An 18,647-nucleotide genomic window follows, 5' to 3' on the forward strand; every position below is an offset into this window, starting at 1 on the left:
CAGTTCTGCTTGGTGGCTGTATGGCATCGCAGGCACCCGAGACCTACACACGCGACACCTATGCCGTCAGCGCGGTGCCTGCGTGGTCGTCCGCACCTGCGTCGGCGGTGCCTGTCTCGGCGGTTCCTGTCTTGGCGGGCGGTGCGGTGCATCGGGTGAGCGTCTCCAAAGGGTCGAGCCCGCTTTGGGATCAGGACGCGGTGATGGAGCGGCAGATTGCGCGAAGGGCTACAAAGAGCTGTGGCTCTGCGGGCTATCGCGAAATCGGTCGCGTGCTGGCCAGTGTCTACCAGATCGGGGGCGGGACCCAATTCAATTATGACGTGACAATTCAGTGTCGCACGTGATGCAAAGCGGTTGCTTGCAGGGCAGGGCCTCTGCTATAGCGACCCGTGGCTCCTTCGGGGGCCTCGAATCAATTGCGTAAGCAAAACAAGAAATGCCGAGTCTGGCCCAGCTACGCTTCTGGGGTCATGTCCGGCGAGAGGAGAAGCGATATGAAACTTCACGAACTCCGCGATAACGCGGGCGCAGCCCAGAAGAAAAAACGCGTTGCACGCGGTCCGGGCTCGGGCAAAGGTAAAACCGCTGGTCGCGGTATCAAAGGTCAGAAGTCGCGTTCGGGCGTTGCACTGAACGGCTACGAGGGTGGCCAAATGCCGCTCTACCGTCGTCTGCCGAAGCGTGGCTTCACCAAGCCGAACGCCAAGCATTTCGCGGTTGTGAACCTCGGCCTGATCGAGAAATTCATCGAAGCGGGCAAGATCGATGCGAAAGCAGAGATCAATGAAGACGTGCTGGTTGCTTCGGGTCTCGTGCGTCGTAAACTGGACGGCGTGCGCGTTCTGGCAAAAGGCGAAGTCAAATCCGCTCTGACCCTGAACGTCACCGGTGCTTCGAAATCGGCTGTTGAGGCTGTCGAAAAAGCAGGCGGTAAACTCACCGTTGCGGCTGCCGCTGCCGAGTAAGGCTGAATAAGCTGTTGTGAGCGGGCGCGTGCCCGCTTACATAGGCATAGGTTTTCTGGCGCCGCCGATCGGGAACCCGGTCTGGCGGCGCTGACATGAAAGAGACAGGCATATGGCATCTGCTGCAGAGCAAATGGCGGCGAACCTCTCTTGGGGCGCCCTGGGCAAGGCCACCGAGCTTCGCCAACGGATTTTCTTCACCATCGGTCTGCTGATCATCTACCGGTTGGGGACCTATATCCCTGTGCCGGGGATCGACGCACAGGCCCTGCGCGACTTTATGGAGAACGCAGGCTCGGGTCTCGGGGGCATCCTGTCGATGTTCACCGGCGGTGCGCTTGGCCGCATGGGTATTTTTGCTCTGGGCATCATGCCGTATATCTCGGCCTCCATCATCGTTCAGTTGCTGGCCGCTATGGTTCCGGCGCTGGAGCAGATGAAGAAAGAGGGCGAACAGGGCCGCAAGAAGATCAACCAGATTACCCGCTATGGCACCGTGGCCCTTGCGACCTTCCAGGCCTTCGGTCTGGCAAAATCGCTGGAAGCCGGTGGGTTGGCGCATGATCCGGGCATGTATTTCCAAGCGGCTGTGGTGATCACGCTGGTTGGCGGCACCATGTTCCTGATGTGGGTCGGCGAACAGATCACGTCGCGCGGTATCGGTAACGGCATCTCGCTGATCATCTTCGTCGGCATCGTGGCCGAGATTCCTGCGCATTTCGCCAGCTTCCTTGCGCAAGGCCGTGCGGGGGCGATCTCGCTTCCGGCAACCATTGCCGTGATCGTCATGATCATTGCTGTCATCGGCTTCGTGGTCTTCATGGAACGCGCTCTGCGCAAGATCCATATTCAATATCCGCGCCGTCAGGTGGGGATGAAAATCTATGATGGCGGCTCGTCGCACCTGCCGATCAAGGTGAACCCCGCAGGTGTTATCCCTGCGATCTTCGCCTCGTCGCTTCTGCTGCTGCCGACCACCATTGCGACATTCTCGGGCGGGAATACCGGCCCCGTGATGTCGACCATTCTGGCTTATTTCGGGCCGGGTCAGCCGCTTTATCTGCTGTTCTACGTGGCGATGATCGTGTTCTTCGCATATTTCTACACGGCGAACGTTTCTTTCAAATCGGATGAAGTCGCGGACAATCTCAAGAACCAAGGCGGTTTTATCCCGGGCATCCGTCCCGGCAAGAAAACCGAAGATTACCTTGATTACGTGGTTTCGCGTGTGCTGGTGATCGGTTCGGCATATCTGGCGGCGGTCTGCCTGCTGCCGGAAATCCTCCGCTCTTCGCTTTCGATCCCGTTCTATTTTGGCGGCACCTCGGTTCTGATCATCGTTTCTGTGACGATGGACACGATCAATCAGGTGCAGTCGCATCTTCTTGCGCACCAATACGAAGGTCTGATCGAAAAATCTCAACTTCGTGGTAAGCGCAAGAAGTCCGGTCGTAAGGCCCCCGCGCGCCGCTGAAAGGAAAGACATCATGACCAATATCATCTTGCTTGGCCCGCCCGGGGCCGGCAAAGGCACCCAGGCAGGTAAGCTTGTCGCAGATCGCGGGATGGTCCAGCTGTCCACTGGCGATATGCTGCGCGAGGCTAAGACCTCCGGCACCGAGATGGGCAACAAGGTTGCCGAGGTGATGGATCGTGGCGAGCTGGTCACCGATGATATCGTGATCGGCCTGATCGAAGAGAAGCTGTCCTCGGACGAGGGCAACGGCTTCATCTTCGACGGCTTCCCGCGCACGTTGGGGCAGGCGGATGCGCTGAACGCGCTTCTGGCGCGTATGGGGCAGAAGCTGGATGCCGTGATCGAGCTGGTTGTCGATGATGCCGTTCTGGTGAATCGCATTGTCGGGCGCGCCGAAGAGGCCCGTGCGGCAGGTCAGCCGGTCCGTAAGGATGACAATGCCGAAGTCTTCGGCGACCGCCTGCGCGAGTATTACAAAAAGACCTCGCCGCTGATCGGTTATTATTATCACGCGGGCGATCTGTTCCGCGTTGATGGTCTGGCTGAAATCGGCACGGTCTCGGCGCAGATCGCGGCGATCCTTGATCAGCAAGAATAATGCATAGAGAGGCTTGACCTGAAGGAGGATACCTCGTAGGTGCAAGTCTCTCTTATGAGAATCAATTTTTCGATGGGTCAGTCGGTCTGTCGGAATCAGGGTCCGGAACATGAGGTTTCGGGCCATCTGTTGTGAAAAAAGGTTCTGGTACTACGGAACCGCAACGTGAAGGAAGAACGCTTTGGCACGTATTGCTGGCGTCAACATTCCGACCGGGAAACGCGTCCCGATCGCATTGACCTACATCACCGGTATCGGCAACGACACCGCCCGTAAAATCTGCGAAGCCGTCAACATCGACGTGACCCGTCGTGTGAACGAGCTGTCGGATGCGGAAGTCCTTTCGATCCGCGAATATATCGACGCAAACCTCACCGTTGAAGGTGACCTGCGCCGTGAAGTTCAAATGAACGTCAAACGTCTGATGGACCTGGGCTGCTACCGCGGTCTGCGTCACCGCCGGAACCTGCCGGTTCGCGGTCAGCGTACCCATACCAATGCTCGTACCCGTAAGGGCCCGGCAAAAGCCATCGCTGGCAAGAAGAAGTAAGGGGAGGCTTGACACATGGCACGTGATAAGGTCCGCACGAAGCGTAAAGAGCGCAAGAACATCGCCGCTGGTGTTGTTCATGTGAACTCGTCGTTCAACAACACCAAGATCCTGATCTCTGACGTTCAGGGCAACGCCATCTCGTGGTCGTCCTCGGGCACCATGGGCTTCAAGGGTTCGCGTAAATCGACCCCCTACGCCGCTCAGATGGCTGCAGAAGATGCTGCACGCAAAGCACAAGAGCACGGTCTGCGCACCGTAGACGTCGAAGTTCAAGGCCCCGGTTCGGGTCGTGAATCGGCTCTGCGCGCACTGGCTGCTGTCGGTCTGGCTGTCACCTCGATCCGTGACGTCACCCCGATCGCGCATAACGGCTGCCGTCCGCCGAAGCGCCGCCGCGTCTGATTTCTGAATTCCGGTTGGGCCGTGTGGGATTTCCCGCGCGGCCCAATCGTGTCCGCATTCTATCCTCGGGCGTTCCCTGCTTAGGACATGGGCTGGGAACAGGTATGGAGGCACTGCATGATCCACAAGAATTGGGCCGAGCTGATCAAGCCGACGCAGCTGGAAGTAAAACCGGGTAACGATCCGGAGCGTCAGGCTTCGCTCGTTGCAGAACCGCTTGAGCGTGGTTTTGGTCTCACCCTGGGGAACGCGCTGCGCCGCGTTCTGCTGTCCTCGCTGCAAGGCGCGGCCATCACCAGCGTACAAATCGACAATGTGCTCCACGAGTTCTCCAGCGTGGCCGGTGTGCGTGAAGACGTCACCGACATCGTGCTGAACCTCAAGGGCGTGTCGCTGCGTATGGATGTCGAAGGCCCCAAACGCGTGTCGATCTCGGCCAAAGGTCCGGGCGTTGTGACCGCTGGCGACATCTCCGAGACCGCAGGCATCGAAGTTCTGAACAAAGAGCATGTCATCTGCCACCTTGATGATGGTGCCGACCTGTTCATGGAGCTGACCGTCAATACCGGCAAAGGCTATGTCGCTGCCGATAAGAACCGTCCGGAAGACGCGCCCATCGGTCTGATCCCGATCGACGCGATCTATTCGCCGGTGAAAAAGGTCGCCTACGAAGTCACCCCGACCCGTGAAGGTCAGGTGCTGGACTATGACAAGCTGACCATGAAGATCGAAACCGATGGCTCGATCACGCCGGAAGACGCCGTGGCTTTTGCTGCGCGTATCCTGCAGGACCAGCTGTCGATCTTCGTCAACTTCGAAGAGCCCGAATCGGCGTCGAAGCAGGACGCGGAAGACGGCCTCGAGTTTAACCCGCTCCTTCTCAAGAAGGTCGACGAGCTGGAACTCTCGGTCCGTTCGGCAAACTGCCTCAAGAACGACAATATCGTCTATATCGGCGACCTCATCCAGAAAACCGAAGCCGAGATGCTCCGCACCCCGAACTTCGGCCGCAAGTCGCTGAACGAGATCAAGGAAGTGCTTTCGGGCATGGGGCTGCATCTCGGGATGGAAGTCGAAGACTGGCCGCCGGAAAATATCGAAGATCTGGCCAAGCGTTTCGAAGATCAGTTCTGATCTTCCGCTTACAGGCTTGACGGATAGGGGGGCGTGGGCTACACGCCCCCCATTCAATGCCAGCACAGGCTGGGAATATCGGGCTCCGCCCCAACTGAGGCACCGGCACGCATCGGTCGCCCTGACAAAGCAAAACGCAATTACGGAGAATTCACATGCGTCACGCTCGCGGTTACCGCCGTCTCAACCGTACCCATGAACACCGCAAGGCGCTGTTCTCGAACATGGCTGGCTCGCTCATCGAGCACGAGCAAATCAAAACCACCCTGCCGAAAGCAAAAGAGCTTCGTCCGGTGATCGAAAAGCTGATCACGCTGGCAAAGCGCGGCGACTTGCACGCACGTCGTCAGGCAGCAGCCCAGCTGAAGCAGGACAAAGACGTGGCCAAACTCTTCGAAGTTCTCGGCCCGCGTTTCAAAGACCGTCAAGGTGGCTATGTTCGCGTTCTGAAAGCCGGCTTCCGTTATGGCGATATGGCTCCGATGGCGATCATCGAGTTCGTCGAGCGCGATTCCTCGGCAAAAGGTGCTGCAGACCGTGCGCGCCTCGAAGCTGAAGAAGCAGCGGCAGAATAATCGGACCTTTCGGTCTGATAAGATCAAACCCCGCCCGTTTGGGCGGGGTTTTTCAATGGTTTATTTAAGATTTTAGTGGAAAGCTGAAATAGGGGGCGCCGCAACTGGTGAAGTGGCGCATTATTTGGTGCGCTGTTTGATTTCTTGGCAGACCGGTAGGCCTTTGGCTTGGGCTGGCTGCTTCTTTTAGTTAAACGTTAGGCTGCCATGTCTTTTGATTCTAAAACGCAAGGTCTGCTTGATGAGCTCAACGAGCTCGCGCCAGCCGGATTTATGGTTGGTTTGCACGTCCGTTTTGCGCAGGCACGCATTTATCATACGAGTTATGATCCCAAATGGATCCAGCTTTACAACGAGCGGTCCTATTATCTGCGCGATCCCGTGGTCTTCTGGGGGATTTCCCATACGGGGCGGGTCCGCTGGAGCGAGATCCGGTTTCCCGATCCTTTCGGCATCTTCGAGCAGGCGCGCCGTTTCGGGCTGAATTACGGTGCGGTTGCGGGGGTCGGGCCGATGTCGTCGCGTTCGATCGTCGGGATTTCCCATACCGGGCGTGAATTTACCGATGACGAGCTGGCCACGCTAGAGCGCATCACCCATATCCTGCACGAGCATCACGAGGAAAGTCTTTCGCTGACCGATGCGCAGGCAGAGGCGCTGCGCCTTCTGGCCGCAGGGGACCGGCATACAGCGGCGGCGGCGCGTCTGGGCATTACCGAAAGCGCGTTCAAGGCGCGGCTCAAATCGGCGCGTATCCGGTTGAGTGCCCGCACCACGTCAGAGGCGATCCGCAAGGCGCGTGAACATCGCCTGATCTAGGGGGTCCTTTTGGCGCGTAGCTTGGCGAACCAGTCGATCCGTTTGCGCATCTCGCGTTCGAACCCGCGGTCGGGCGGGTCGTAAAGCTGCGTTCGCGGGACGTTGTCGGGGAAGTAGTTCTGGCCGGAGAACCCGTCTTCGGCATCATGGTCATAGGCATAGCCCTCGCCATAGCCTTGCTCTTTCATCAGGCTGGTCGGCGCATTGAGGATATGTTTCGGCGGCGGGGCCGACCCCGTCTGCTTCGCCAGCGCCCGCGCCCCTTTATAGGCCACATAGCCCGCATTGGATTTCGGGGCCAAGGCCAGATAGATCACTGTCTGCGCCAGCGCCAATTCGCCTTCAGGCGAACCGATACGCTCGTAGATTTCCCATGCATGCAGCGCGTGGCTTTGCGCCTGCGGGTCGGCCAGCCCGATATCTTCCACCGCCATGCGCACGAACCGCCGCGCCAGATAGCGCGGGTCTTCGCCGCCCTCCAGCATCCGCGCATACCAGTAGAGCGCGGCGTCAGGGTCGGAGCCGCGCACCGATTTATGCAGCGCCGAGATCAGGTTGTAATGCTCGTCTCCCGTCTTGTCATATTGAGCCGCGCGGCGTTGCAGGCGTTGGGCCAGCTCTTTGGCATCCATCGGCTGACTGGTGCGGATGGCGGCCACCTGTTCGACAAGGTTCAGCATCGCGCGCCCGTCGCCATCGGCCATAGCCACCAGCGTGGCACGCGCCTCCTCGGTCAGGGGCAGGGGCGTCCCGCGGGCGGCTTCGGCGCGGGTCAGCAGCTCGCCCAACGCGGCTGCATCCAGCCGGTGCAGCACCATCACCTGCGCGCGGGACAGAAGGGCGCGGTTCAGCTCGAAGCTGGGGTTCTCGGTGGTCGCTCCCACCAGCACGATGGTGCCATCCTCCATATGTGGCAGGAAGCCGTCCTGCTGGGCCTTGTTGAAGCGGTGGATCTCGTCCACGAATAGCAGCGTGCCCTGACCCGCGCGCTGGCGGGTCTTGGCGGCGTCAAACACCTTGCGCAATTCGGGCACACCCGAAAAGATCGCGCTGATCTGGACGAAGTGGCGGTCGGAGGCATCCGCCAGCAGCCGCGCGATGGTTGTCTTGCCCACCCCCGGCGGCCCCCAGAGGATCATCGAGGACAGTTTGCCAGTGGCCAGCATCCGCCCCAGAGGCGCATCGGGGGCAAGAATATGCGTCTGGCCGATCACCTCGCTCAGGTCTTTCGGGCGCAGGCTATCCGCCAAAGGCCGGTCGCGCGATTCGCTGGCGCGGGCGGGCGGCGTGGAGGCGGGCATCTCGGGGCTATTGTCGAACAGATCACTCATATCGGCACAGTAATCCCGATATTGCACGAGATGAATACGGGATTTGCGGTGCATTGACGGTTTGAATATGGCACAAGCGCGCAGGCAAGGCGCGGGCCGACCGGTTGACATCGGCCCGTATGCGGGGTTTGAGCGCCCACGACAGGAGACGCGGATGTTGATGACGGTAGTACAAGTGGCGCTGGGTGGCGCGATCGGGGCATCGGGGCGCTATCTGTCCGGCGTGGCGATCTTGCGGCTGATCGGGCCGCAACAGATCCCGTTGGGGGTGATCTTCGTCAATATCGTCGGCTCGTTTCTGATGGGCGCGCTGATCACCTTTCTGGGGCAGAAGGAACTGACCCACTGGAACGCCTTTCTGGCGACCGGTATTCTGGGCGGGTTCACCACCTTCTCCTCTTTCTCGCTGGAGACCTGGACGCTGATCGAGCGCGGAGAGACCGGTCTGGCGGGTGTCTATGTCGCGATTTCGCTGATCGCGTCTCTTCTTGGATTGATTTTCGGAGTGCATGTAATGCGCTGGGTGCTGGCATGAGCAAGGTTCAAAACATCAAAGTCGACGCGGATGGGGCAGAGATGCGGCTGGACCGCTTTCTCAAGAAGCGCTTCCCGCAGATCACACAGATCATGGTCGAAAAGCTCTGCCGCAAGGGGCAGATCCGCGTGGATGGCGGGCGGGTGAAACCGGCCCATCGTCTGGAGGAAGGGCAAGAGGTGCGCGTGCCGCCGCTGCCCGAGGAACGTCCCGAGCCGAAGATCGATGGCGCCGCGCGCGGGCCAATCACGCCCGAGCAGGAGAAGATGATCCAGTCCTGTGTGATCTGGAAAGACGAGCATATCATCGCTCTCAACAAGCCGCCGGGGCTGCCGTCGCAGGGTGGCTCGGGGCAGGGGCATGTCCATGTGGACGGCCTCGCTGAGGCGCTGATGTTCGGCTACAAGGAGCGCCCCAAGCTGGTGCACCGTCTGGATAAGGATACCTCGGGGGTGCTGCTGCTGGCGCGCACCGACCGCGTGGCGCGCCGCCTGTCCGAGGCCTTCCGCCGCAAGACCACCCGCAAGATCTACTGGGCTGCCGTGGCCGGTGCGCCGCAGCCGAAATTCGGCACCATCCGCTATGGTCTGGAAAAGCAGGGCGGGCACGGGCCGCATGGTGCGGGCGAGAAGATGATCTGCGTGCATCCGGCCAAGATGAACGAACATCCCGAGGCCAAGCGCGCCACCACCGATTATTTCACGCTGCATATCCTTGGGCAGCGCCTGTCATGGGTCGCGCTGGTGCCGATCACGGGGCGCACCCACCAGTTGCGTGCGCATATGGCCGAGCTGGGCAACCCGATCGTGGGGGATGGCAAATATGGCGGCTCGGGGCAGGACAATATGGGCGATGGCTGGGGGGCGCAGCTGGGCGGCGAAGTGTCGCGCAAACTGCATCTGCATGCCCGCCAGATCAGTTTCGATCACCCCATCACCGGCAAGCGCATCACCCTTCAGGCGCCTCTGCCCGAGCATATGAAGCGGACATGGAAGCTCTTGGACTGGCACGAGAATGACGTGCCCGCCGATCCCTTCGAGGATATGATGTGATGCTGGCCATTTTCGACGTCGATGGCACGATATCGGACAGTCAGCACCATATCACCCATGCGATGGCGATGGGGTTCGAAGCCGTTGGGCTGACGCCGCTGCCGACATCCGAAGTGCTGTCGATCGTCGGGCTGTCCCTGCCCGAGGCGCTGGTGCGACTGTTGCCCGAGGCCTCGCAGGAGATCCGCGATGCGGTGGTTGCGGGCTATAAAGCCAGTTACAAATCCGCCCGTGCCGCCAGTCCGGCCCCGCTTTATCCGGGCGCGCGGGAGCTGCTGGACCGTCTCCACCGGCGCGAGGATACCGTTCTGGCTGTGGCCACCGGAAAGTCGCGTCGCGGGTTGCGGGCGCTGGTGGAATATCACGGGCTGGAGACGCATTTCCAGTCGCTGCAATGCGCCGATGACCACCCGTCGAAGCCGCATCCCTCGATGGTCGAGGCGGCATTGCTCGAGACGGGGATGAGGGCGGATCAGGCGGTGATGATCGGCGATACCAGCTATGACATCCAGATGGGGCGGGCAGCGGGCGTCTGGACCATCGGTGTGTCCTGGGGCTATCATCCTGTCGAGGCGCTGCGCGAGGTGGGGGCCGACCGTATCGTGACGGATTTTGACGAGCTTGAGGAGCTTCTGGGCAATATGGCGGAGGCGCAAAAATGAGCACCTGGACTGCGAAACGTTTCTGGAAAGAGACCACCGTTACGGCGCAGGATGACGGCTTCGGCGTGGCGCTGGATGGGCGTGCGGTGAAAACCCCCGCCAAGGCACCGTTTGCCGTGCCAAGCCGCGCATTGGCGCAGGCGATCGCTGCGGAATGGGAGGCGCAGGAGGGCGAGATCCGGCCCGAAACCATGCCGCTGACCCGTGCTGCCAATGCCGCAATCGACAAGGTTGCCAGCCAGCATGCCGAAGTTGCGGCCTATATCGCCGAATATGGCGGCACCGATCTGCTGTGTTATCGTGCGACGACGCCCGCCGTTCTGGCCGAGCGTCAGGCGCAGGGCTGGGACCCGCTTCTGGCATGGGCCAAAGACCGTTTCGGGGTCGTGCTGAACGTGACACAGGGGCTTTTGCCGGTGGCGCAACCGGAGGCGGATCTGCAGGTTCTGCGTGCCCATGTGGCGGCTCTGACGCCTTTCCAGCTTTCGGCGCTGCATGATCTGGTCGGAATCACGGGGTCGTTGATTCTCGGGCTGGCAGTCATCGAGGGCCATCTGCAGGCAGAATCTGCCTTCACGCTTTCGCGGATCGACGAAAGCTTTCAGGCCGAAGAGTGGGGGCAGGACGAAGAGGCCCATCTTGCAGATATGGTCAAAAAACAGGCGCTACTGGATGCCGAGCGGTTTTGGCTTTTATTACATGGTAAATAAGCCTGTCTAAATGGCTAGGTTTTCGATTTCTTCCTGAGCATTTGCCTATTCGCTGAGCGATTTTCTTGGTTGAAAGTGGATTGGTCCCTTGACCTCCGCGCGGTAACTCGCTCACAATTCTGGCACTGGGGATAACCTCACAGTCTCTTGCGGAGACATGACCGGAATAGAACCGCTTAAGAACCGCTCAAAAGAGTGGCAACTCAGGAAGAGGTAATAATGACTAAACTTGCACTTCTCGGCGCATTGGCCGCGACCGGTCTGACCGCCGGCATCGCGTCCGCTTCGACGCTGGATGATGTGAAGGCGCGCGGCACGCTCAACTGTGGCGTGAACTCGGGTCTGGTGGGCTTTGCAACGCCGGATGCGAATGGCAACTGGACCGGCTTCGACGTCGCGATCTGTAAAGCCGTTGCTGCCGCCGTTCTGGGCGATGCCAGCAAGGTCACCTATGTGCCGGTATCCAGCCAGAACCGTTTCACGGCGCTGAGCTCGGGCGAAATCGACCTGCTGTCGCGCAATACCACCTGGACCTTCTCGCGCGATGTCGACCTGAAACTCGATTTTGCGGGCGTGAACTATTATGACGGTCAGGGCTTCATGGTCCGCAAGGATCTGGGCGTGACCTCGGCCAAGGAACTTGATGGTGCGACCGTCTGTATCCAGACCGGCACCACCACCGAGCTGAACCTTGCCGATTATTTCAAAGCCAATGGCATGACCTATAATCCGGTTTCGGTCGACACCAACTCGGAAGGCGAACAGCAATTCCTCGCGGGGGCCTGTGACGCCTATACCACCGACGCGTCGGGTCTGGCTGCCACCCGTGCCGCTTTCGCCAATCCGGGCGATTACATCATCCTGCCGGAAATCATCTCCAAAGAGCCGCTTGGCCCGTCGGTGCGTCATGGCGATAACCAGTGGGGCGACATCGTCCGCTGGACGCTGAACGCGCTGATCGCCGCCGAGGAATACGGCATCACCTCGACCAATGCCGACGAGCTGGCCAGCTCGAGCGAGAATCCGGAAATCCGCCGGATTCTGGGTACCGAGGGCGATCTGGGCAAGATGTTCGGTCTGGACGCGGAATGGGCCAAGCGCGCCATCAAGGCGGGCGGCAACTATGGCGAGATCTTCGCGGCCACCATCGGTGAATCCACGCCGATCGGTCTGGCGCGCGGGCTGAACGCACAGTGGACCCAAGGCGGTCTGCTTTACGCGCCGCCCTTCCGCTAAGCACAACGCGAGAAGGGGCGCAGGGCAACCGGGCGCCCCTTTTCCATTCCAATAAAAACAAGCCTGCAGGCGAGGCAACGACCTCATTGGCGACCAATCCGCCGCTCTGCCGGATACAGGGGTATAATTCATGTCAAATGCGCATGATGGGCCGGAGCGTGGCTTCCGGCTCAGCGATCTCATATACGATACGCGCTACCGGTCTCTGACCATCCAGATCATCACGTTGATCCTCGTGATGCTTGGCGTGCTCTGGCTCGTCGATAACGTGATCGCGAATTTCGCGCTGCTGGGCAAGGATTTCAATTTCAGCTTTCTGGGGCAGCGGGCGGGCTATGACATCGCCCAGACCCTGATCCCCTATAGCAATGACGACACCCATGCCCGCGCGGCGCTGGTGGGGCTGCTGAACACGCTCTGGGTCTCGTTCCTTGGCTGTGTGGCGGCCACCATCCTCGGCGTGGTCGCGGGGATCCTGCGGCTGTCGAAAAACTGGCTGATCTCGCGCCTGATGACGATCTATGTCGAAGCGTTCCGCAATGTGCCGGTGCTGCTCTGGATTCTGGTGGCTGTGGCCGTGCTGACCGAGTTGACGCCGTCGCCTGCGGCCTATCGCGGCGAGCATCCTGCGGCCTCGATGCTACTGTTTGATACGGTGGCCTTCACCAATCGCGGCACCCATATTCCGGGGGTCGAATTTTCCCGCGGTCTGGGCGTGATCGACACACCGCTTGCGCCGATCTCTTTGAACTTCCTCGCCTTCGCCGCTGTGGTCTTGCTGTCGCTCTGGGCCAATCGCAAGCTGCGCGCCCATGCGGCCCGCGTGCAAAGCGCCACGGGTCTGCGTCCTGCGACATGGTGGAAATCGGCTCTGGTCCTGTTCGTGCCTGCCATCGTCCTGCTGGCGGCGCTCGGCATGACGCTGAACCCGCCTGTGCTCGAGCGGTTCAACTTTACCGGTGGGGTGGATGTGTCGAACGCGCTGGTCGCGCTGTGGCTGGGTCTGACGCTCTACACCGGTGCCTTCATCGCGGAAATCGTCCGTGCGGGCATCATGTCGGTGTCGCGCGGGCAGTCCGAGGCGGCATTTGCCCTCGGGCTGCGTCCGAACCGCACGATGAAGCTGGTGATCCTGCCGCAGGCGCTGCGGGTGATCGTGCCGCCGCTGATCTCGCAATATCTCAACCTGACCAAGAACTCCTCGCTGGCGATTGCCGTAGGCTATATGGACCTGCGCGGAACGCTGGGCGGGATCACGATGAACCAGACCGGTCGCGAGATCGAGGCCATCCTGTTGATGATGCTGATCTATCTTGCTGTCTCGCTGGCCATTTCCGGCGTGATGAACCTCTATAACCGGTCTGTAAAGCTGAAGGAGCGGTGAGATGAGCGATACACATGCACAAACCGTGGCCTATGTGCGCGACACCATGTTGCCGCAGCAAGAGCCGCCTTCGGCCCAGTCCGGCGCGGTGAAATGGCTGCGCGAGAACCTGTTCTCCGGCTGGAGCAACACCGTCCTGACCCTTCTGGGGCTGGCCGTCGTCTATATGTTTGTTATGCATTTCTATGCGTGGTTCCTGCATGGCGTCTGGAATGCCGATAGCCTGTCGCAATGTCGCAAGATCATTGCCGATACATGGGGCGAGGGCGCGAACGGTGCCTGCTGGGCGGTGATCAAGCATCGCTGGAACCAGATCATCTTCGGCTTCTATCCGAGCGATCTCTACTGGCGTCCGACCCTGACCTTCGTGCTGCTTTTCGTCGCGATTGCGCCGGTGCTGTTCTCGCAGTTGCCGCGGATGCTGCTGGCCTTCTCGGCGGCCTATCCGCTGCTGGCCCTATGGCTGCTGTGGGGCGGCTCTCTCTGGCCGGTGATCATGATCGCCGTGGGCTTTGCGCTGGGGTTTGCCGCGCTGCGTCTGGTGACGCCGCTGAACAAGGTCTTGGCGGTGGCGGCGGCCATTGTGCTGCCGGTGCTGTTCTGGCTCTATGCCACCGATCCGGTCGATGCCGCGCTGTCCGCAGTGCTGCCCGTCGCCATCACGCCGGTAGGCTCGAACCAGTTCGGGGGCTTCCTGCTGGCCATCGTGATCGGGGCAGGGGGCATCGGCCTGTCGCTGCCCTTGGGCATCATGCTGGCGCTTGGCCGCCAGTCGAATATGTTCCTGATCAAGACGCTCTCGGTGATCTTCATCGAGTTCATCCGTGGCGTTCCGCTGATCACGCTGCTGTTCGTGGCCTCGACCCTGCTGAACTACTTCCTGCCGCCGGGCACCAGCTTCGACATCATCCTGCGGGTGATGATCCTGGTGACGCTCTTCTCGGCGGCCTATATCGCAGAGGTGATCCGTGGCGGTCTGGCAGCCTTGCCGCGTGGCCAGTACGAGGCCGCCGATGCGCTGGGTCTGGATTACTGGAAAGCGCAACGGCTGATCATCCTGCCGCAGGCGCTGAAGATCTCGATCCCGGGCATCGTGTCGACCTTCATTGGCATGTTCAAGGATACGACGCTGGTGACCTTCGTGGGCCTCTATGATCCGCTGAAATCCATCCCCGATGCAATCCGCAACAACTTCGAATGGAAGGGCATCTATTGGGAACCCTTCATCTTCGTGGGGGTGATCTTCTTCCTCTTCAACTTCGGCATGTCGCGCTACTCGATGTATCTCGAGCGCAAGCTGAAACGTGACCACCGATAAGGAGGCCAGAGACTAATGGCTGATATGACTATGGCACCTGCTGCTAATCCGAAGGCTTCCGACGAGGTCGCAATCCGTATCGAGGGCATGAACAAGTGGTACGGCCAGTTCCACGTTCTGCGCGACATCAATCTGACCGTCACCCGTGGCGAGCGGATCGTGATCGCTGGCCCCTCGGGGTCGGGGAAATCCACCATGATCCGCTGCATCAACCGTCTGGAAGAACACCAGTCGGGCAAGATCATCGTGGACGGCACCGAGCTGACCAATGACCTCAAGAACATCGACAAGGTGCGCTCGGAAGTCGGGATGGTGTTCCAGCACTTCAATCTTTTCCCGCATCTGACGATTCTGGAAAACTGCACGCTGGCACCGATCTGGGTCCGCAAGATCCCGAAGAAGCAGGCGGAAGAAACCGCGATGCATTTCCTTGAAAAGGTGAAGATCCCCGATCAGGCCCATAAATATCCGGGCATGCTTTCGGGCGGCCAGCAGCAGCGTGTGGCGATTGCCCGCTCGCTGTGCATGATGCCGAAGATCATGCTGTTCGACGAGCCGACCTCGGCGCTTGACCCCGAGATGATCAAGGAGGTGCTCGACACCATGATCGAACTGGCGGAAGAGGGGATGACCATGCTCTGCGTGACCCACGAGATGGGCTTCGCGCAATCCGTGGCTGACCGCGTGATCTTCATGGCCGATGGCCAGATCGTGGAACAGAACAACCCGCATGACTTCTTCCACAACCCGCAGTCGGAACGCACCAAGCAGTTCCTGAGCCAGATCCTCAATCACTGAGACTGGCGTCGGTTAGGGCGCGGAGGGGGCATCGCCCCCGACCGGATCGGCTTGGGGTTCAATGCCCCAAGCCGATCCGGCTCCCACTGTCGGATACCCTCAGGGCCGTGGGGCGCGTTCCCATCGGCCCTTTTCCATGCCCTTGCTCATGGCAGCAGGCGGCAGGCGCCGCGGGTAAATCCATCCCGGTCGGGCAACCGCCTGAAAGAAAAGCGCCCCGAAACCTGCCGAAGCCGCCAGCGACAGAGGCTTCGGCCTGCAGGCCCGAAGAGGTCACCGCAGAGTTGATATGGCGGCTTAGCCGCGGCGGCTGGGGGTGAAGAAATCGATCACCGACCCGCCGCCCGGTTTCAGCTCGGCCCAGCTATCGATCTGGAAATCCACCACCAGCGTTGCACAGGTCACATAGCGGCGGAAATCCGAGGAGAGCGGCACCCGCGCGGGCAGGCTCGCAGCAAAATCCGCAATGCCGGGATTATGTGCCAGCATCATGACCGTCGGCATATGTGCCTGCCGGAGCGTGGCCAGCAGCTGTGCGGCATTGGCCTGATAGAGTTCGGGGATGAAATGTTCGGCTGGCAGGCTCTCCAGAACCGCGCCTTTGACCCGCGCCCATGTCTCTTTTGTGCGCGCCGCAGGCGAGCAGAGCACTTCTTCCGGCTCCAACCCGCGCGAGGCCAGAAAATCCCCCAGCTCGGTTGCCGCAAAGCGGCCTCGCTGATTGAGGGGCCGGTCAAAATCATCTTGGGTCGGGTCGTCCCAGCTGGACTTGGCATGTCGCGTCAGGATCAGGCGGCGATACCCGGCAGGAGTCGTCATAAGGCAAGCCCTTCTGTCTAAGGTGAAATTGTGATCACTTGGCAGTCCGGATCACAGGCTCACTGTGCCAAGCCTGCCCTGATGCGGCAAGCCCCCTCGGAAGGGAGCTTGCGATTTCCGTCGCGGCGCGTCAGGCCGTTTGCGGCTTTACGCGCGGCGTGCTGGAGCGGATCATCGATCCGGCGCCGCCTTCGGTAAAGAGCTCCAGTAGGCAGGCATTGTCCACACGCCCATCCAGAATGACCACCGCCCGCACACCTGCCTCCACGGCGGCCAGCGCGGTTTCGGTCTTGGGGATCATGCCGCCTGCGATCGTGCCATCGGCGATCATGGCCCGTACTTCCTCGGGGGTCATCTGCGTGACGACCTCACCGGCCTTGTTTTTCACGCCTTTCACATCGGTCAGCAGAAGTAGGCGGTCGGCCTTCAGCGCGCCAGCAATGGCACCGGCTGCGGTATCGCCATTCACGTTGAAGGTCTCGTTATCCTTCATGCCGGTGGCAACAGGGGCGATCACCGGAATGATGCCCGCATTATACAGATCGCGGATCACCTGCACATTCATCTCGACGGGGCGGCCCACAAACCCCAACTCGGGGTCATCGGCCTCGCAGACCATCAGGTCGTCATCCTTGCCGGAGATCCCTACGGCACGCCCGCCCTCATCCATGATCGCCTGAACGATGCGTTTGTTTACAAGGCCGGTCAGCACCATCTCGACCACTTCGACCGTGGCCTTGTCGGTGACACGCTTGCCGCGCACCCAATCGGATTTGATGCCCAGCTTGTCGAGCATCTCGTTGATCATCGGACCACCGCCATGCACCACCACGGGGTTCACGCCGACCTGTCGCATCAGCACGATGTCGCGGGCGAATTGCGCCATGGCGTCATCATCGCCCATGGCGTTGCCGCCAAATTTCACAACGACGACGGCTCCGGAATAGCGCTGCAGATAGGGCAGGGCTTCGGAAAGGGTGCGGGCGGCGGCGGGCCAGTCTTGTTTCATGGTCTGGGGTCTCATGCGCTGTCTCCGTGAAGATGAACCTTGTTAGGACGTTCTGCGCGAAGTGTGAAGAGCATGCGACAGAACGTGAGGCCTTGCGGTTCCCGACAGAACTACTAGGTCTTGTCTGTATCTATCAGGAGAGTCGTATCATGGACGAACGCAAGGTGATCCTACTGACCGGAGCCAGCCGCGGGATCGGCCATGCCACCGTGAAACGGTTCGACCGTGAAGGCTGGCGGGTGCTGACCTGCTCGCGGCAGCCTTTCGACCCGCGTTGTCCCTGGGGCGGCGAGGATGACCATATCCAGCTGGATCTGGCCGACCCCCAGCAGACGATGAATGCCATTGCCGAAATCCATAACCGTCTCGATGGCAAGCTACATGCGCTGGTCAATAATGCGGGGATCTCGCCCAAAACCAAAGAGGGCGGGCGGCTTTCCGCGCTGGAAACCGATCTGCGGACATGGGGGCAGGTGTTCCATGTGAATTTCTTCGCCTCCATCGTGCTGGCACGCGGGCTGAAGGAGGAACTCTGCGCGGCGAAAGGCTCGGTGGTCAATGTGACCTCGATCGTGGGTTCGCGGGTGCATCCCTTTGCGGGGGCGGCCTATGCCACGTCCAAAGCAGCCCTCAAGGCACTGACCCGCGAAATGGCCCATGATTTCGGGCCTCTGGGGGTGCGTGTCAATGCCATCGCCCCGGGCGAGATCGAGACCTCGATCCTGTCGCCCGGCACCGAGAAAATCGTCGAGAATATCCCGATGCGCCGTCTGGGCCAGCCTTCCGAAGTGGCCGATCTGATCTATTATCTCTGTTCGGAGGCCTCAAGCTATGTCACCGGTACCGAGATCGAGGTCAATGGCGGCCAACACGTCTGAACAGGGCGCCCGAAGCCGGCCAAAGGGGCGGTCTTCGCGAGGCGCAAGGGGCTCGATGCCCCGATGTGCCGAGGCCCCCAGAAACAATCACCAATGCGGCGGGCGCTGGTCGGCCAGCGGGATCGCGCTGCTGTCGTCATATTCGCGCTGCGCCTCGCGCTCCAGAAGCATCGACACCCGATGCTCCAGCTTGGTGATCTGCCCGTCCTGACGCGCCACCACATCCGACAGGTCCTCGACCATGCGGGTCAGATGGGCCAGTTTCTCTTCCAGTTGCGTGCTGCGATCCATTCCGCTCTCCACTGCCAAGGGTGGCCGAGCCACCCGAAAGGTCTGGCGCGCTTATGCCATGCCTGCGCGCGAAGGGAAATCATCATTCCAACCGCCCC

General features: G+C 60.7%; 22 protein-coding genes. 18 read left to right on the plus strand and 4 right to left on the minus strand.

The genetic code is table 11. The features are described from left to right. Positions 1-20: 20 nt before the first annotated feature. The 9 genes from WDB86_RS13065 to WDB86_RS13105 all read left to right on the plus strand — a co-directional run bounded on the left by WDB86_RS13065 (position 21) and on the right by WDB86_RS13105 (position 6,526). Positions 21-347, plus strand: a complete 327-nt coding sequence (locus WDB86_RS13065) for a hypothetical protein (RefSeq protein WP_406736103.1) — start codon at positions 21-23, stop codon at positions 345-347. Between the two features lie 150 nt (positions 348-497). Then, positions 498-968, plus strand: a complete 471-nt coding sequence (rplO, locus tag WDB86_RS13070; RefSeq protein ID WP_339108067.1) for a 50S ribosomal protein L15 — start codon at positions 498-500, stop codon at positions 966-968. Between the two features lie 112 nt (positions 969-1,080). Then, on the plus strand, positions 1,081-2,442 hold the full coding sequence (gene secY / locus WDB86_RS13075; RefSeq protein WP_339108066.1) for a preprotein translocase subunit SecY: 1,362 nt from the start codon (positions 1,081-1,083) through the stop codon (positions 2,440-2,442). A 13-nt stretch (positions 2,443-2,455) separates the two neighbouring features. Beyond that, a complete protein-coding gene (locus tag WDB86_RS13080) occupies positions 2,456-3,043 on the plus strand; it encodes an adenylate kinase (RefSeq protein ID WP_339108065.1) in 588 nt (195 codons plus the stop codon). A gap of 181 nt (positions 3,044-3,224) precedes the next feature. Then, positions 3,225-3,593 carry a 30S ribosomal protein S13 gene (rpsM, locus tag WDB86_RS13085; RefSeq protein WP_339108064.1) on the plus strand — a complete coding sequence of 123 codons (369 nt, stop codon included), beginning with the start codon at positions 3,225-3,227 and terminating at the stop codon, positions 3,591-3,593. 15 nt (positions 3,594-3,608) lie between these two features. Continuing rightward, positions 3,609-3,998 carry a 30S ribosomal protein S11 gene (rpsK, locus tag WDB86_RS13090; RefSeq protein ID WP_339108063.1) on the plus strand — a complete coding sequence of 130 codons (390 nt, stop codon included), beginning with the start codon at positions 3,609-3,611 and terminating at the stop codon, positions 3,996-3,998. Positions 3,999-4,115: 117 nt separating this feature from the next. Further along, positions 4,116-5,132 carry a DNA-directed RNA polymerase subunit alpha gene (locus WDB86_RS13095; RefSeq protein ID WP_339108062.1) on the plus strand — a complete coding sequence of 339 codons (1,017 nt, stop codon included), beginning with the start codon at positions 4,116-4,118 and terminating at the stop codon, positions 5,130-5,132. Between the two features lie 155 nt (positions 5,133-5,287). Continuing rightward, positions 5,288-5,707, plus strand: a complete 420-nt coding sequence (gene rplQ / locus WDB86_RS13100) for a 50S ribosomal protein L17 (protein WP_339108061.1) — start codon at positions 5,288-5,290, stop codon at positions 5,705-5,707. 207 nt (positions 5,708-5,914) lie between these two features. After that, positions 5,915-6,526 carry an autoinducer binding domain-containing protein gene (locus WDB86_RS13105; RefSeq protein WP_406736104.1) on the plus strand — a complete coding sequence of 204 codons (612 nt, stop codon included), beginning with the start codon at positions 5,915-5,917 and terminating at the stop codon, positions 6,524-6,526. On the opposite strand, the gene WDB86_RS13110 is transcribed toward WDB86_RS13105, so the two are convergent. Continuing rightward, positions 6,523-7,857 carry a replication-associated recombination protein A gene (locus WDB86_RS13110; RefSeq protein ID WP_406736105.1) on the minus strand — a complete coding sequence of 445 codons (1,335 nt, stop codon included), beginning with the start codon at positions 7,855-7,857 and terminating at the stop codon, positions 6,523-6,525. The two genes, WDB86_RS13105 and WDB86_RS13110, sit on opposite strands and share 4 nt — an antisense overlap. Before the next feature lie 154 nt (positions 7,858-8,011). Between WDB86_RS13110 and crcB the strand changes: the two genes are divergently transcribed. The 8 genes from crcB (at position 8,012) to WDB86_RS13150 (ending at position 15,552) form a co-directional block, all read left to right on the plus strand. Beyond that, positions 8,012-8,392 (plus strand): fluoride efflux transporter CrcB, encoded by a 381-nt coding sequence (crcB, locus tag WDB86_RS13115; protein WP_406736106.1) that lies wholly within the window; start codon positions 8,012-8,014, stop codon positions 8,390-8,392. Then, the gene (locus WDB86_RS13120) at positions 8,389-9,444 is read left to right on the plus strand and encodes an RluA family pseudouridine synthase (protein ID WP_339108058.1); all 1,056 of its coding nucleotides are present in this window, start codon (positions 8,389-8,391) and stop codon (positions 9,442-9,444) included. The genes crcB and WDB86_RS13120 overlap by 4 nt, the downstream gene beginning before the upstream one ends. Continuing rightward, a complete protein-coding gene (locus tag WDB86_RS13125) occupies positions 9,444-10,106 on the plus strand; it encodes an HAD-IA family hydrolase (RefSeq protein ID WP_406736107.1) in 663 nt (220 codons plus the stop codon). Before WDB86_RS13120 ends, WDB86_RS13125 begins: the two co-directional genes overlap by 1 nt. Then, complete coding sequence (locus WDB86_RS13130; protein ID WP_406736108.1) at positions 10,103-10,816, plus strand: ATP12 family chaperone protein; 714 nt, start codon at positions 10,103-10,105, stop codon at positions 10,814-10,816. The genes WDB86_RS13125 and WDB86_RS13130 overlap by 4 nt, the downstream gene beginning before the upstream one ends. Positions 10,817-11,035: 219 nt before the next feature. Beyond that, a complete protein-coding gene (locus tag WDB86_RS13135) occupies positions 11,036-12,052 on the plus strand; it encodes an amino acid ABC transporter substrate-binding protein (protein ID WP_406721228.1) in 1,017 nt (338 codons plus the stop codon). 130 nt (positions 12,053-12,182) lie between these two features. Further along, a complete protein-coding gene (locus tag WDB86_RS13140) occupies positions 12,183-13,436 on the plus strand; it encodes an amino acid ABC transporter permease (protein WP_406736109.1) in 1,254 nt (417 codons plus the stop codon). A gap of 1 nt (position 13,437) precedes the next feature. Continuing rightward, positions 13,438-14,754 (plus strand): amino acid ABC transporter permease, encoded by a 1,317-nt coding sequence (locus tag WDB86_RS13145; protein ID WP_406721226.1) that lies wholly within the window; start codon positions 13,438-13,440, stop codon positions 14,752-14,754. Positions 14,755-14,769: 15 nt separating this feature from the next. Beyond that, positions 14,770-15,552: an amino acid ABC transporter ATP-binding protein gene (locus WDB86_RS13150; RefSeq protein WP_339108052.1), complete on the plus strand. Its 783-nt coding sequence runs from the start codon at positions 14,770-14,772 to the stop codon at positions 15,550-15,552. A gap of 297 nt (positions 15,553-15,849) precedes the next feature. On the opposite strand, the gene WDB86_RS13155 is transcribed toward WDB86_RS13150, so the two are convergent. Next, a complete protein-coding gene (locus WDB86_RS13155) occupies positions 15,850-16,371 on the minus strand; it encodes a SixA phosphatase family protein (RefSeq protein WP_406736110.1) in 522 nt (173 codons plus the stop codon). 130 nt (positions 16,372-16,501) lie between these two features. Beyond that, on the minus strand, positions 16,502-17,395 hold the full coding sequence (argB, locus tag WDB86_RS13160) for an acetylglutamate kinase (RefSeq protein WP_406736111.1): 894 nt from the start codon (positions 17,393-17,395) through the stop codon (positions 16,502-16,504). Between the two features lie 134 nt (positions 17,396-17,529). On the opposite strand from argB, the gene WDB86_RS13165 reads away from it, so the two are divergent. Then, the gene (locus tag WDB86_RS13165; protein WP_406736112.1) at positions 17,530-18,258 is read left to right on the plus strand and encodes an SDR family NAD(P)-dependent oxidoreductase; all 729 of its coding nucleotides are present in this window, start codon (positions 17,530-17,532) and stop codon (positions 18,256-18,258) included. Between the two features lie 87 nt (positions 18,259-18,345). On the opposite strand, the gene WDB86_RS13170 is transcribed toward WDB86_RS13165, so the two are convergent. Continuing rightward, positions 18,346-18,549 carry a SlyX family protein gene (locus tag WDB86_RS13170; protein ID WP_339108049.1) on the minus strand — a complete coding sequence of 68 codons (204 nt, stop codon included), beginning with the start codon at positions 18,547-18,549 and terminating at the stop codon, positions 18,346-18,348. Positions 18,550-18,647: the final 98 nt, after the last annotated feature.

Source organism: Thioclava sp. GXIMD4215 (genome assembly GCF_045291555.1).
Classification (GTDB): domain Bacteria; phylum Pseudomonadota; class Alphaproteobacteria; order Rhodobacterales; family Rhodobacteraceae; genus Thioclava; species Thioclava litoralis.